Below are 15,059 nucleotides of genomic sequence, written 5' to 3' on the forward strand. Positions count from 1 at the left end.
CCCCACCGTCGCGCGGGCGGGGGCGCTTCGCGATGCCGGGCTCAGCTGTCCCGGTAGTGCAGCCCGTGCGTCGGACGGCGGCGCCGGCGCATCGGGTTACCGCCGCGCACCGACGCGGCGGCAGTGGCGACGATCGGGGTGGCCGCGCTGCCGTGCGCGCTGTGCCGCCCGCGCGCCCTCCCGCAACGCTCGACACCGGTCCGGCTGCCGGAGCCGTCGACCCGCGGGCCGGGGACCGGGTCGGTCTCCTGCTCGGGCTCCGCGGTCAGCAGGGCTCCCTCGCGCCCCTCCTGGTCCTGCGCCCGGGGCGGGGCCGGCACGGGGAGGCCGGCACCGGCGAGACCGGGGTCCGAGATCTCGGACACGGTCGGTGCCGGGACCTGGGCGCCCACGTCCGTGGAGACGGTGCCGGAACGCTCCTGCACCGCGCGGACCTGCTCGGCCCGGACCTGCTCGGCCCGGACCTGCTCGGCGCGGACGGCGGGGTCGAACAAGTTCTCGACCGGGATCGAGCGCAGCCGGGCCGCGGCCATCAGGTTGCCGGCCAGGCGGTCGCCCTCGCGGTCGTCGCCGTGCCCGGCGTCGCTGGCCGCGTGCAGGCGGGCGAGCACCCGGACCGCCGTGTCGAGCTGCTGGGCCGGCACCGGACGGGCCTGCAGCGGCAGGCGGGTGGTCGGCGGGTCCAGCCGCGCCCGCTCGCTGTCCACGGGCTCGGCCCGCAGCCGGGGCAGCAGGGTCGTCGCCGGGTCGAGGCGGGCGCGCTCGTTGTCCACCCGCTCGTCGGCCGGGTCCGGTGCGTCCACTGCCACCGCTCCGGCCGCCGTGCCCTGTGACGGGATCACGACCGCGCGAGGGCCGGAGCCCGGCAGGTCACGCATCCAGCGTCGGGCGGGCTGCTCGACGAGGGTGAACAGCAGGTGCGCGACCGGGATCGTCGCGAGGAGGACACCGAGCCCGACCAGGTGCGCGGTCATCGAGCTCGCGGCCAGGAACCCGTCACCGCCGGCGCGGCGCAGGGCCAGCCAGAACACCTCGAACATCGGGATGTGCACCAGGTAGAGGGCGTAGGAGATCCGGCCGCCGTGCACCATCGGCCGCGAGGCCAGCAGCCGGGCCGGACCGCGGTCGGCCAGCGCGAGCGACCCGACCAGCACCGGGAACAGCATCGTCACCGCGCCCACCGCACCGGCGCCGAGCACCACGCTCGCCACCAGTCCGGCCACGATCGCGCCGATCGTGACCCCGGCCAGCGCCGAGGCGGCGCGCCGGTTCCGCTCGTTCGAGCTCAGGCGGCGCACGACCAGCAGCGTCAGCACGCCGGCCGAGAACCCGCAGACGATCCGGACCAGCCAGCTGAACGGGTAGTACGGGCTGCCCATCACCACGAACGAGGCGGCCATCGGCGCCATCAGCGCGACCGCGCCCAGCGCCAGCACCGCGACCGGGAGCCGGCGCAGCCGGAAGAACACCAGCGCGGTGACCGGGAACAGCAGGTAGGCCAGCCACTCGGCGCTGATCGACCAGGTCGGACCGACCCAGGCCGCGCCGTCGAGGAACGGCCGACTCCACATCTGCACCAGGAACACCTGCTGCAGCCACTCGCCCCAGCTCAGGGTCGGCTGCACGGCCTGGAACGCGACCTCGGAGGGGTCCGACCCGAGAACCGACCGGGCGACCATCCAGACGCCGAACACGTTGAACACCAGGAAGTACGCCGGCCACATCCGCCCGGCCCGGGCCCAGACGAAGCGCCCGGCCTCGCGCAGCCGCAGCCTCGGACCCAGCACGTCGAGGTAGGTGTAGGCGATCACGAACCCGCTGAGCACGAAGAACAGGTCGACCCCGAGCGACCCCTGGGTCACCAGCGGCCCGAGCAGCGCGGAGACGTCGGCGACGCCGGGCAGCGCGGTGAAGTGGAAGTGGAACGCCACCACCCACACGGCCGCGACGATGCGCAGACCGGTCAACGGCCTCAGCTCGCCTCCGGCGCTGCGCTCGGTACCGCCGGGCGCACGGTTCATCCGGGCAGCGGTGTCCGGCGCCGGTGCGGAGCGCTCGATGGCGAGGTTCTTCACAGTCAGGGCCAACGAGGATGGGCCGACACCGTCACCGGGGACACCCGAACTAGGCCCGAATGTCGCATCTGATCACGGAGAGTGTCGATCAAGGCTGTTCCGCGGCCTTGAGACCCCGGGCGGGCGATACCGCCGGACGGCGGTGCCGGGCTTCGTGCACGGGCCCGTGCCGAGGCCGCCGGAGACGCTGTCTAGCCTCGACCAGGTGCTGACCACCGACCAGGTGGCCGCAGAATCACGGGACACGTCGTCGTCCCGCGCACGCGGCCCACGTCCCGTCGATCGGTGGCTGGCGGCCGGTCTCGGGCTGCTATCGGCCGTGCTCGCGCTGGCCGTCCCGTTCCTTCCCGTCGTCCAGACCACCTCCGAGGTGCGCTGGCCGACGGTGCAGAGCGGCACCGCCCCGGTGGACACGCCCCTGGTCGCACCGCGACCCGAGGCCATGCAGGCGACGTTCGGCTGTGCCGCGATCCGCAGCCTCGAGGCGCGCTCCCCGGGTACCGCGACGGTGTTCTCGACCGTCCCCCCGAGCGCGCCCGACGGCGGCGCCGTCGGCATGCGCGTCAGCGTCGAGGACGGCACGCTCGCGATCGACGACCGCGGACGACAGGTCGCCACCGCGCCCCTACCGCCAGGCGACTGCACGCTGGCGATCACTTCGGACTTCGGCCGGACCGCTGCCGCTCTCGGTGACCAGCCGCTGTTCTCCCTCGACTTCGACGCGCGCCCCCAGGTGGTCGGCGTCTACTCCGATCTCGACGCCGCACGGGACCCGGTCGACGGCACGTCGGTGCGGATCGAGGCGGACAACCGCTACGACAGCACGGCGACCGCCCTCAAGATCACGGTCAGCGTGGTCGCCGTCCTCGCCCTGGCCGGATGCCTCTGGTTCCTGCGCCGGATGGACGACCGCGACGGCCGACGGGTGCTGCACGGACGGCGCCTGTCCCGTGCCCTGCAGGGACGCGACATCCTGCGCGACTCGCTGGTCGTCGTCGCGCTCGCCGTGTGGACCGTCATCGGCAGTGTCACCCCCGACGACGGCTACATCCTCGCCATCTCCCGGGCCGACGAGACGGCCGGCTACATCGGCAACTACTACCGCTGGTTCAACGTCCCGGAAGCACCGTTCGGCTGGTTCTACCAGCTCTACTCGTTGTGGAGCGGGATATCGGAGTCGGTGCTGTGGCTCCGGTTGCCGGCTCTCGGGATGGGCCTGGCCTCCTGGTTCCTGATCAGCCGCGCCCTGCTGCCCCGGCTCGGCACGCGGGTCCGGCGCAGCCGCTCGGCGGGCTGGGCCGCGGCCGGGGTCTTCCTCTGCTTCTGGCTGACCTTCGACAACGGCCTGCGCCCCGAGACCGTCGTCGTCATCGCGGCCCTGCTGTCGTTCGTCACGCTGGAGCGCGCGCTGGCCACCCGGCGGCTGATCCCGGTCGCCGGCGCGCTGCTCGCCGCGGCGTTCGCCGTCGCGGCCACGCCGACCGGCCTGATCGCGCTCGCACCGTTCCTCGCCGCCGCGCGCCCGCTGCTGCGGCTGATCCGCGAACGCGGACGGCAGGCCGGCTGGGTGACCACGCTGGCCCCGCTGGCCGCCGCCGGCCTGATCGTGCTGGTCGCGGTGTTCGGCGACCAGACCTGGGCCACGGTCTCCGAGGCGACCCGGGTGCGCACCGAGATCGGACCGAACCTGGCCTGGTACCAGGAGCTCACCCGATACCAGCTGCTGCTCAGCGACAGCCGTGACGGCTCGCTGATGCGCCGCTTCCCGGTACTGCTGACGCTGATGTGCACGGCCGTCGCGTCGATGGTGCTGCTGCGGCGCGGCCGGATCCCGGGCGCCGCGCTGAACTTCAGCCGGCGGCTGATCGGCAGCACCGTGCTCTCGTTCGCGGTGCTCGCCCTGACCCCGACCAAGTGGACGCACCACTTCGGCGCGTTCGCCGCACTCGGCGCCGGCATGGCCGCACTGGCCGCGCTGGCGACCAGCACCGGCGTGCTGCGCTCGCGGCGCAACCAGGCGCTGTTCCTGTCCGCCGTGCTGGCCGTCACCGGGCTGGCGTTCACCGGCCCGAACACCTGGTGGTACGTCTCGAACTGGGGCGTGCCCTGGTTCGACAAGCCGCCCTCGATCATGGGGTACTCCGCCACCGAGCTGCTCCTCGCGCTGGCCGCGATCTCCCTGATCGTCGGCGTCGTCGAGCACCTGCGCACACCGGGGATCCCGCGCCCGGTCGTCGCCGCCACCGAACGCACGCGGCCCGGGCGTCGGATCCGCGGGGTGCGGCTGAGCCAGGCCCAGGCGGTGCGGCTCGGCTCGGCCCCGATCGCCGTCGTCTGCGCGTTGATGGTGCTGTTCCAGATCGCCTCCCTGGCCAAGGGCATGGAGAAGCAGGCGGGCAGCTACTCGCTGGGCGCGGACGTGATCAGCAACCCGACCGGTTCCGAGTGCGGTCTGGCCGGGCGGCTGCAGGTCGAGACCGATCCGGGTGCCGGGGTGCTCCCGGCCGCCGCACCGACCGGGAACCCGGACGACGCGGCCCGCTCGACCGGCTTCGCCCCGAACGGGCTGCCCCCGACCGGTCCGGGCTCGCTGCGCGACAACAACGGTCAGGGCGACCGGCTCGGCGACGTCCTCGGTGCCGGGCCGCTCGGCGGCCCGGTCGTGGGCAGCTACTCGACCAGCCCGAACGCCGTCGGCGACTACCGCTCGGGCTGGTACTCGCTGCCGGACGCCGCGCGCACCGGCACGTCTCCGCTGGTCCTGGGCATCGCCGGCTCGATCGGGCTCGGTAACGAGCTGACGCTCGAGTTCGCCCGCGGCGACGGTGCGGACGAGCAGATCGTCGACGAGATCTCCCCGTCCGGCTCCGGCGGCACCGTGAGCACCACCGCGGACCCGTCGGGCACCTCGGCCGGCGGGCGCGCATGGCGCGACGTGCGGCTGAACCTGGCGGACCGGCCGGCCGCGACGGCCGACCGCGTGCGGGTGCTGGCCACCGACCGCGGTACCGGGCCGAACTCGTGGCTCGCCGTCGCCCAGCCGCGGGTGCCGATCCTGACCCCGATGACGCAGCTGGTCGGCGACAAGGCCGGGTTCCTCGACTACACGGTCGCGTTCCCGAGCCCCTGCCTGCGGCGCTTCGAGGTCAACGCCGGCATCGCCGAGGTACCGGCCTACCGGTTCCTCGGGGACCAGCAGCTGCGCGCGGTCGGCGACAGCTGGAGCTTCGCGTCCGCGGGTGGGCCGCTCGGCTGGATGAGCCAGGTCGCCGCGCAGCGGGTGCTGCCGCTCTACCTGCCCGGCGCCTGGGACTTCGACGCCGGCCAGTTCCGGCTCGTCGAGCCCTACGCCCGGGACGCGGGCCGGCCGGAGGTCGTCCGCGACACCCGCACCATGTGGGGCTGGTCGCAGGTCGGGGAGGCCGGCAGCCCGCCGTCCGACCCGTCACCGCTGCCCGGATGACCTGACGCCACAATGGAGGCGCCACCGCCGGTCGGTGACGACCGGAGATCCGACCGAACGACACCCCGAAAGGCGAGCCGTTCTCGATGCTGCGCACCGCTGAGCCCGCTCGGAGCCACGACCCCGCTCCGCTGCCGAGCGACGGGCGTGCGCCGGGCGCGCGCCTGACCGTCCAGCGCGGGATGTTCGCCGGTCCGACGGCGCTGGTCCCGCTGGACCTCTACGCGGAGGTCCTGCGCGGCACCGCACGCCGCGAGCGCGACAGCGTGCGGCTCACCGCCGGTACGCACGTCTCCACGAACACCTACTGGGGCCGGCTGCACGCCACGTACTGGCAGCGCTGGACGTCGGTCGGCGAGGTACAGGTGACGCTGCGTGCGTCCGGTCACGGCCGGGTGTGGCTGATGGCCTCGGACACGAACAAGGTCGGGCGCGCCGTCGACGTGGCCGAGGTCGAGTCCTCCGGGGTCGACTCCTCCGTGGACGCCGGCTCCGACACCGAGATCGTGCTGACCGGGCCGGTGGACCGGTTCGTCGACGGCGGCGGCATGTGGGTCGAGATGGCTACCGAGACCGACGAGATGACCGTCTCCGACGTGCGGTGGAGCGTCGCGCACCCGGAGCCGCTGCGCCCGACGTCGATCACGATCTGCACGTTCAACCGGGTCACGGACTGCCTGAACACGCTGCAGGCGCTGCTCGACGACCCGTTCGCCCGCGGGCTCGTCCGCAACGTCCGGGTCGTCGACCAGGGCACCGACCCGCTGGAGAGCCGGGACCGTTTCGCCGCCATCTCCGAGCAGTTCGGCGACCAGCTGCGCTACCTGCGCCAGCCCAACCTCGGCGGGGCCGGCGGGTTCACCCGCGGCCTGTTCGAGGCCACCGCGGGAGACCCGGCCGACGACCACGACGTCCTGCTGATGGACGACGACGTGCTGCTCGACCCGGAGATCGTCGTGCGGCTGATCGGCTTCGCGGCCTGCACCACGCACCCGGCGATCGTCGGCGGGCAGATGCTCAACCTGCTCCACCCCGGGCACGTGCACATCACCGCCGAGTACGCGCTGCCCGAGCAGCTCAAGGTCGGCCTGCCGGTGGACGGCGCGATGACCGAGGGCTTCCTGCTCGGACGCGACGAGCGCCAGCTCCCGATGGTGCAGGAACGCCGCGTGGACACCGAGTACAACGGCTGGTGGTCCTGCCTGATCCCGGCCTCGATCGTGCGCGCGGTCGGGTACCCGCTGCCGCTGTTCTTCCAGTGGGACGACGTCGAGTTCGGCTACCGGGCCCGCGAGCACGGCTTCCCGACGGTGTCGCTGCCCGGCGCCGGGGTCTGGCACGCGGACTTCGGCTGGAAGGACTGGGACGAGTGGCACCGCTACTTCAACCAGCGCAACGGCCTGATCACCGCGGCCCTGCGCACCGGGTTCGACCGGCGCACGGTGACCACCACCGTCACCACGCTGCTCGGGCAGTACCTGGTCGCGATGCAGTACGGACTGGCCGCGACGCTGCTGCAGGCGGTCGAGGACTTCCTCGACGGCCCGGACATCCTCGTCGACGGCTCGGCCGCCGCCGCCGCGGAGATCCGCCGCATCCGCGCCGCCTACCCGGAGACGACGCCGGTCCCGGTCAACGACCTGCCGCTGGACTTCCGCGAGACACAGGTGCACCTGGCCCCGGCCAAGCCGGCCCGGATGCTGCTGACGTGGGTCAAGCGCGCCCTGTTCCAGGGCACCGGCCGGGTCCCGTTCCGGACCGGGATGGTGCCGGCCGGTGAGGCGCACTGGTGGCACGTGTCGCTGTTCGAGCGGGCGATCGTGACCGACATGGCCGAGACCGGCGTCCGGGTGCGGACCCGGGACCGGGAGCGGTTGCGCGAGCTCAGCCGCCGCTCGGTGCGCACGCTGCGCCGCCTGCACACCGAGGGACCGCAGGTCGCGCAACGCTGGCGGGACGCGGCCCCGCAGCTGACCAGCCGGGAGAACTGGGCGCGCCTCTACGAGGTCGACGAGCCGGTCTGAGGGGTCCCCTCCGGCATCGAGTGACGCGTGGTGGCGTCCCGGGGCCGGACCGGACGCGATGACGCGTCGCTCGACGACCGGGCCGGGCGTCGCAGCACCCGGGCCCGGTGGACGAGCACCACGATCAGGACGAGCACGGCCGCGAGGGGCCTCGGCTGCCCGAGGACGAGGCCGGCCGTCAGGTCGAGCGGGACCGCGACGACGGCGGCCGCGAACACCCACCGTGGCCCGGTCGGGGGCCTGCGCCGCCGCGTGCCCGGCGTCCGGCCCCACGGCTTGGCCACCGAGAGCCAGGCCTGGAACGCGATCGCGCTCGCCATCAGTGCCGGGCCGAGCACCAGCCCGGTCGCCGAGGGGGCCTGCTCCGGCGTCGTCCGGGCCGCGTCCAGGGCGTTCGACAGCACGAAGATGCCCAGGTAGAGCTGCACGATCGTGATCGCGAACTTGATCGTGACCCACCAGTGGTGGAAGAAGCCGTACGCGGTCGCGGAGCTGAGCACGATGCCGGTCAGGGCGGATCCGACGGCCAGCGGGGCGAGCAACGACTGGTCGAGATGGTGTGCCGTCTCCAGCGCGCCGAGCCGCAGCGCCGGGTCGGTGGCGGAGAAGGCGAGCGACACCGCCATCACCGCCGCCAGCGACATCCACCCGACGGACGTGAGGACGTGCAACCAGACGGTGAGCTGACGCCAGGTACGCAGGGACGGAGCCACGATCGCCATGCGCCCATCCCAGCCCGCCGGGTGGCCCCGGACATCCGGGACGATCCCGAGCCGGACCCCGAGGACTGGCCATTTCTCTCGTTGAGCGAGAGACTTTGGCCATGAACCGCCGTGGGCGCGAGCTGCCGCGACCAGCCTTCGCCGACCCGGCCCGCGAGGTGGAGTTCGACGCCGCCTACCGGGAGCTGATGGACCGCTGGCCGATCGCGGTCACGCCGCGCACCCTGACCTCACCGTTCGGACGGACGCACGTCCACATCGCTGGTGCCGCCGACGCGCCGTCGCTGGTCCTGCTGCACGGCGGTGGGATGACCTCCGCGTCCTGGTTCGCGGTCGTCGGCCCGCTGGCGGAGCGCTACCGGGTGTATGCGGTGGACCGGATCGGCGACGCCGGACGCAGCGTGCACGAGGGGCGTCCGATCCGATCGGGGGACGACCAGCTCGTCTGGCTGAGCACGGTTCTCGACGGCATCGGAGTCGACGCGTCCGCTGCGGCGCACCTGTGCGGGCACTCGACCGGCGCGCACCTGGCCCTGCGTTTCGCGTTGCGACAACCCGGGCGCGTCCGGTCGGTCACGCTGCTCGACCCGCCGTCGGTCTTCGCCGGGTTGCGGAACAGCTACCTGGTACACGCTGCACCGATGCTGGTCCGGCCGACCGAGGTCCGGGTCGGACGCTTCCTGGACTGGGAGACGGCGCCGGGCGGCCTGGACCGTACGGTCCGGCGCCTCTACGTGCAGGCGGGGGCACATTTTCCGTCCTCGCCCATCGTGCCGGACCGGCGCCCGCGGGAGTCCGATCTCCGGTCCCTGGGCGTTCCCGCGCACGTCCTGCTGGCCGAACGGAGCCGTTGTCACGACGCCGCCGCGGTCGCCGCGACGGCCCGCCGGCTGTTCGCGGACGCGACGGTCGACGTGCTCCCCGGGGCGACCCACCACGCGATGCCGACCGAAAACGCGGCCGGACTCACCGGCCGGGTGCGAACCTTCCTGGACCAGCACTCGCGCTGACCGGCCACGACTCCGGTGGAGGGTCAGCCGTCGCGGACGTCGGCGACCACATCGGCCACGCCGCGCAGGAACGTCGTGACCGCGGCCCGGCCGTCGTCGTCGAGGCCGTCGAGGACCTCGAGCACGCCACCGATCAGCGGGCCGAAGAAGGCCCAGCCCAACGCCGTAGCCCCCTCGGTGACGACCAGTTGCACCTTGCGGCCGTCATGCTCGTCGGGCACCCGGCGCACGTGACCGGCCCGCACCAACCGGTCGACCAGCGCCGTCACCGACGCCGAGTTGATGCCCAGCTGTGTCCCGAGCCAGCCCGGTCCCGCCGGCGTCCCGGCCCGGTCGGCGTCCAGCAGCGCGATCACCGCGCGCAGGTCGTTCGGGCCCAACCCGTGTCGCGCCCCGAACGCGGCCCCGGCCCGGTCCAGCTCGACGGTCACCGCGCGGAGCAGGTGCACCGGCTCCAGCCCCGGGTCCGCGCCGTTCACCCGACGACCGTACCGGCATCGCGCAGCCGCGCTCCGCCGATCCGCACCCCTGCCATGGATCCGCACCCCCTGCAGGAGGTGCGAACGGCCGGTAGGGGTGCGGATGGGCCGGGGTCGGTCGCGGTAGCGGCATCGACGGGGCTTTCAGCCGAGGAAGTCTCGGCCGGTGTAGTCCTTGCCGACGAGGGTGCGCAGGCGGGTCCAGCCGTTGCGCTCGACCGTGTCGACGGAAAGGTCGAACAGTCCCGGCGGGTGGTCGTACTCGACGCGTTCGACGTGGCCCCAGGCGAACATCGACCGTCCACCGGGGGGTTCGAGACCGGACGGGAGCTCGACGAAGCGGGCCGTCCGGTCGATGCCGGCCAGAGTGCCGCCGTTGGCCGCGAACGTGGAGTTGTCCTCGATCGCGTCCTCGAAGCCGTCACCGGCACGCAACCGCCAGGCCGGAGCCTGCGCCAGCCCGTCGCGGATCGTGATCTGGTCGGCGCACGGCCAGAGCGTCGCGGAGACCTGGTCGGCGAACACCGGCTGCCCGGCGATCAGCTGCGACACCGGGCGGGCGTCGGCGAGGTACGGCGCACCCACCCCGAGCCAGCTGTCGGCGCCGGCGATCCGGTCGGTCGCGACGAGCCGGACGGCGCTCGGCGAGCCGGGCAGCTCCGCCTCGGCCAGGTCCGCCCGCAGGTCCACCCACTCCGCCTCCTTCGAGCCGGGCAGGTCGAGAGTGATCGAGTCGGTGGCGGTCGGTGCGCCGGCGGGCCCGGCGCCCACCTCGAGCGTGACCGACTGGCCGGACCGCAGATCGCCGGTCACGGGCACGATCACCGAGCCGGAGCCGGGCCCGTCCGGCAGCGGGTACCAGCCGGTGCTCACCGCACCGGTACCGGCGCCGCCGGGGACGTCGTCGCCCCAGGCCCCCTGCTGTGCACCACCGCTCGGCGTACCGCGCTGGGGCGGGACGCCGGCCCGCATGTCGCCGGTGAGCGTCTGCGGCCCGGCGGCGGGGCCCAGCCCGGGGTCGGCCGGGGCCATCACGCGCACGGCGTCGGCCAGGCCGCAGGGCCTGCCGGTGAGCGCGGCCAGGTTCATCGAGGCCACCGACGCGCCGGGGGCCTGCCCGAACGGCGCGACGGTGAACACGGTCAGCAGCAGCGCGACCCCGCCGCCCAGTGCGACCCCGAGGATCGCCCGGTCCGGGGTGAGCCCGCCGGGTCGCCCGGCCCGGCGGCGCCGGTACGCCCAGTACAGCGCGGCGGCGGCCACCAGGATCCACAGGACGGGGCTGCGCAGGTAGATCGGCCCGGCGTGCGGGGAGAGCACGCCGGTCTCGAGCGCCGAGGCGACCGCGGAGTGCGTGCCGAACGGTTGTCCCCAGTCCGAGAACGGCCGCCAGAGGTTCGGCCCGGCGTAGGACACCGCGGCGGCGACGCCCGCCAGCGCGGCCCCGACGGCGAGCACCCGGGCCGGTGCCCGTCGCGGCAGGGGCGTGCGGACCAGCGCCAGCGCGAGCAGCAGGGTCGCCGGCGCGGCGACGGCTCCGAAGTGGTTGACCCACTTCGTCGGTGACACCGCGACCGCGACCAGCGACAGCGCCGTGATCAGCAGGGCGGCCCCGAGCGCGTCACCGAGCGGCCCGCCGGTCCCCCGCCGACGCCCGAGCCGGACCAGCCCGGCGGCGAGCACGGCCAGGGTGAGCAGCACCGGCAGCCTCTTGCCCCATGCGCCCTGGTCGTCGGGCTCGAGCAGGTTCGAGTAGTGCACGATCTCGGAGAACCAGGAGTACTGGAAGTAGTACCAGCGGTGCACGTTGAACGACTCTCGGACGTCGCCGAACGAGGCGTCGGCGAACCCCAGCGGGACGATCACGCTGGCCGCCCCGACCGCGACCGCCAGCACCGCGAACCGGTCGCCCCACCCGTGCGTGCGCAGCCACTGCCAGACCATCGGCAGGCCCAGGACCAGCGGGACGGCCGCGACCAGCGCCGTCGGGGCGGTGGACACCCCGATCACGGCGACGGCGGTCGCGGCGGCGAGCATCCCGAGCGAGCCGCGCCGCCGAGCAACGACGACCAGCAGCATCACCCCGGCCGTGGCGAGCGTTCCGGCCGGTTCCGGGCGCAGCGAGATGCCGTAGGCCAGGAACCAGAGCAGGTGCGCCCCCGCCAGCGCCCACACGACGCCGGGACGTTCCCCGATGCGCCCGGCGACCACGCGCAGCAGCGCCCGCAGCAGCAGGTAGGTGCCCAACCCGTAGAGCACCGGCAGCACGCGCAGCCACAGCAGGCCCCAACCCTGCAGGCCCAGCGCCTCCCCGAACGAGCCCCAGAACTGCATCAGGTACTGGCTGGTGGAGAACGGGTTCTCGGTGACGTTGAACTGGTAGATGTAGTTGCCGATCGCCCCGGACGCCGCGCCGTTGCGGGCCATCGAGGCGTACCAGGAGTCGTCGACGTTGACCGGTCCCAGCACAGCCCAGGCGAGCGACACGATTAGGACGACGGCGTCCGCCGGCGACGGCCGGGGACGCGGCAGCCGTTCGAGGTCCCGGCCGCGCCAGGTCCGCCAGGCCACGGTCAGCAGCGCCACCAGCGACACCAGGTGCGCGATCAGCAGGACGGTCTTGAGCACCGACGGCGACGACTCGTAGCGGGCGTCGGTGTGCAGCGTCACCGACATCCCGGCGGCCTGCGACAGGCCCTGCGCGGCCGTGGCGAACTGGGCGACCTGCGGCGGTGCGAGGCCCGGACGGTCCGCGACCGGGATCGCCGCGCCGGACGGGCCGACCTGCGACAGGCGGGTACCGGACGCGTCGGCGTCGAGGCGGTAGCTACACGCCCCGTCCCCGATCGGGCCGCCGTAGAGCTGCTGCCCGGACGAGGTCACGGACACGGTGCCGCCGGTGACCGTGACCAGCAGGCCCGGCCCCTCGGACGGGTTCACCGAGGACGGCATGGTGGCCAGGACGTCGCCGGCGCCGCCCTGCTCCGGCCCGGCGGACGGGCGAGCGGCCACCGCGCGCAGCGTCTCGCAGGGGATCTCGGCGCCCAGCTGCAGCGGCCGGTACGGCGAGAGCGGGACGACGGTCGACGCCGGCGCCTGCCCGGCCTGCGGCCAGGTCAGCACCGGGTCGTTCGCCGTCACCGGGGCCAGCACGGCGAGCGCACCCAGCAGCGACGTCAGCGCACCCAGCAGCAGCAACGGCAGCCACCGGCCGCGTGGCGAGCCCGGCTCGGGCGGGGCCTGTCCGGTCGTGGGCGCCGCCGTCGCCGTGCTCACTCGAACAGGTGCTTCCAGCCGTCCCGGCTGGTCAGCGCGGGCAGCGCGGCCCGGTACCGCGCACGCAGCGACGTCCACTGCGCGGCCACCTCACGGTGCAGACGGAACGAGTCGGACACCATCTGCTTGAACATCGCCGGGTCGCGGCGCCGGAACGTCACGCCGCGCCCGTCCGGTGTCGACACGGTCGCCGAGTCCAGGCCGGAGAGCACGAACCACTGGGCGTTCGCCCACGGCACGTTGCGCTGCGGGCGCTCGCGCAGGCCCGGGTCCGGCGTCCTGAGGTTGCGCAGCACACCGCGGGCCAGGCCGACCGCGGCCTTCGCCCGGCCCACCGGCGGCTCCGGGAACAGCTGCGCGCCCAGCGCGTCGAGCTCCGCGAGCGGGACCTCGGTGGCCGAGTTCAGGGGCCGGCCGTCGTCGTACTCGGCGCGTTCGGCCCGGATCTCGCCGAGCACGGTCGGCAGCTTCGGGAACAGCGCCTCCGGCCCGGCCAGGAAGTCGGTGAACGCCTTGATCTGCAGCGCGACCGCCGAGTACTCCATCAGCATCAGGTGCCGCAGCGTGCGCTTGAACGTCTCGCGCAGGATCGCCTTCGGGTCCTCCGGGCCGTGCAACGCCGCCGCGACGAGCCGGTTGCGGTAGTGGAAGTAGGCCTGCCAGTCCGAGGAGTCGTCCTTCTCGATGAACGACATGTGCCAGATCGCGATGCCCGGCACGGTCGCCGTGCGGTAGCCGCGCGAGCGCGCACGCAGGCCGTACTCGGCGTCGTCCCACTTGATGAACAGCGGCAGCGGCAGGCCCAGGTCCTCGGCGACGACGCGCGGGATCAGGCACATCCACCAGGCGTTGTAGTCGACGTCGACGCGCCGGTGCAGCCACGGCGTCTGGCGCAGCGTCTGCTCGGCCAGGTCGTGGTGCGCCTGAGTCCTCGGGGCCGGGCGCCACATGAACTGGTTGCGGTCGACGACCTCGCCCATCGTGGACAGCTGCGAGCGGGCCTGCAGCGACAGCATCTGCCCGCCGACCAGCATCGGTTCGCGGGAGAACCGGGAGAACGCGACGGCGCGCAGGACCGAGTCCGGCTCGAGCAGGATGTCGTCGTCCATGTAGAGGATCTGCTCGCAGTCGATGCCGTTCCCGTCGGCCCCGTGCAGCACCTCGTACATGACACGCGCGTAGCCGCCGGAGCCGCCGAGGTTGGGCTGGTCGACGATCCGCAGCCGGTCGCCCAGCACCGCGGCGGCGTGGGCGTACCCGGCCTGGTCACGGACCTTCTGCGTGCCCTGGTCGGGCAGGATCACCGCGGTCACCGCGTCCAGGACGACCGGGTCCTCGCCGATCGCGGTGAGCGTGGCGACGCAGTCGGCGGGGCGGTTGAACGTGGGCATGCCGACGGTGACCGCGGCCCGGCCGGGCGCCGGGTGCGGGGCGTGCCAGCCGCCGCCGTGCAGCGTGAGCTCGGAGTCCGACGTGGTCAGGTCGAACCAGAACCAGCCGCCGTCCTCGAACGGGCGCAGGTCCAGCGCCATCTCGACCTCGCGACGGCCGTCGACGACCTCACCGCCGACGTAGATCTGCGACCCGTCGGCCTTGGTGCGGTAGACGTCGACCCGCCCGGCGCCCTCCAGGTCCAGGCGCAGCGCGATGTCGGTCAGCGTGGACCAGGCGCGCCAGTAGCCGGCCGCGAACCCGTTGAAGTAGGCGCCGAACGAGACCTCGGTCTGCTCCGGCACGACGGCCGTGGTGCGCGAGGTGACCTTCAGCCGCCGACCGCCGGTGCCGGACACGGTCAGCGTGATCGGCCGGGTCTTCTCGTCGGCCGGCGGCTCGACCGGGGCCAGCCTGGCTCCCGAGCGCTCGTCGACGTAGAGCGTGCGCACCGACATCGGGTCCGCCGGGCGCGGCAGAATGACGCGCTGCAGCAGCGTCGGCCCGTCGGTGGGGCTGCCCCGGGCGGGGACGGGGCTCGTGCTCGGCTCGTTACCGCTGGTCTGGGTCACGCGACCT

Annotated in this window: 8 protein-coding genes; 3 read left to right on the top strand and 5 right to left on the bottom strand. The window is 73.9% G+C overall.

Annotation, left to right across the window (positions count from 1 at the left end):
* Positions 1 to 41: 41 nt before the first annotated feature.
* Entirely contained in the window at positions 42 to 2,087 is a 2,046-nt protein-coding gene (locus tag I4I78_RS19920; RefSeq protein WP_218612916.1) for an acyltransferase, read from the bottom strand.
* 193 nt (positions 2,088 to 2,280) lie between these two features.
* On the opposite strand from I4I78_RS19920, the gene I4I78_RS19925 reads away from it, so the two are divergent.
* Both I4I78_RS19925 and I4I78_RS19930 read left to right on the top strand, forming a co-directional pair.
* The gene (locus I4I78_RS19925; protein WP_218612917.1) at positions 2,281 to 5,538 is read left to right on the top strand and encodes an arabinosyltransferase domain-containing protein; all 3,258 of its coding nucleotides are present in this window, start codon (positions 2,281 to 2,283) and stop codon (positions 5,536 to 5,538) included.
* Between the two features lie 86 nt (positions 5,539 to 5,624).
* Positions 5,625 to 7,562 carry a glycosyltransferase gene (locus I4I78_RS19930; RefSeq protein WP_218612918.1) on the top strand — a complete coding sequence of 646 codons (1,938 nt, stop codon included), beginning with the start codon at positions 5,625 to 5,627 and terminating at the stop codon, positions 7,560 to 7,562.
* Here the strand turns inward: I4I78_RS19930 and I4I78_RS19935 are convergent.
* Entirely contained in the window at positions 7,538 to 8,284 is a 747-nt protein-coding gene (locus I4I78_RS19935; RefSeq protein WP_226380054.1) for a hypothetical protein, read from the bottom strand. The two genes, I4I78_RS19930 and I4I78_RS19935, sit on opposite strands and share 25 nt — an antisense overlap.
* A gap of 101 nt (positions 8,285 to 8,385) precedes the next feature.
* Between I4I78_RS19935 and I4I78_RS19940 the strand changes: the two genes are divergently transcribed.
* The gene (locus tag I4I78_RS19940) at positions 8,386 to 9,294 is read left to right on the top strand and encodes an alpha/beta fold hydrolase (RefSeq protein WP_218612919.1); all 909 of its coding nucleotides are present in this window, start codon (positions 8,386 to 8,388) and stop codon (positions 9,292 to 9,294) included.
* 23 nt (positions 9,295 to 9,317) lie between these two features.
* Here I4I78_RS19940 and I4I78_RS19945 read toward each other — a convergent pair whose 3' ends face one another.
* From I4I78_RS19945 to I4I78_RS19955, 3 genes are all read right to left on the bottom strand, one after another.
* Positions 9,318 to 9,773, bottom strand: a complete 456-nt coding sequence (locus I4I78_RS19945) for a MarR family winged helix-turn-helix transcriptional regulator (RefSeq protein WP_308252238.1) — start codon at positions 9,771 to 9,773, stop codon at positions 9,318 to 9,320.
* 144 nt (positions 9,774 to 9,917) lie between these two features.
* Entirely contained in the window at positions 9,918 to 13,049 is a 3,132-nt protein-coding gene (locus tag I4I78_RS19950; protein ID WP_218612920.1) for an arabinosyltransferase domain-containing protein, read from the bottom strand.
* Entirely contained in the window at positions 13,046 to 15,052 is a 2,007-nt protein-coding gene (locus tag I4I78_RS19955) for a glycosyltransferase (RefSeq protein ID WP_308252239.1), read from the bottom strand. The genes I4I78_RS19950 and I4I78_RS19955 overlap by 4 nt, the downstream gene beginning before the upstream one ends.
* Positions 15,053 to 15,059 lie beyond the last annotated feature (7 nt).

The sequence above is a fragment of the Pseudonocardia sp. KRD291 genome, from assembly GCF_019263595.1.
Lineage (GTDB): Bacteria > Actinomycetota > Actinomycetes > Mycobacteriales > Pseudonocardiaceae > Pseudonocardia.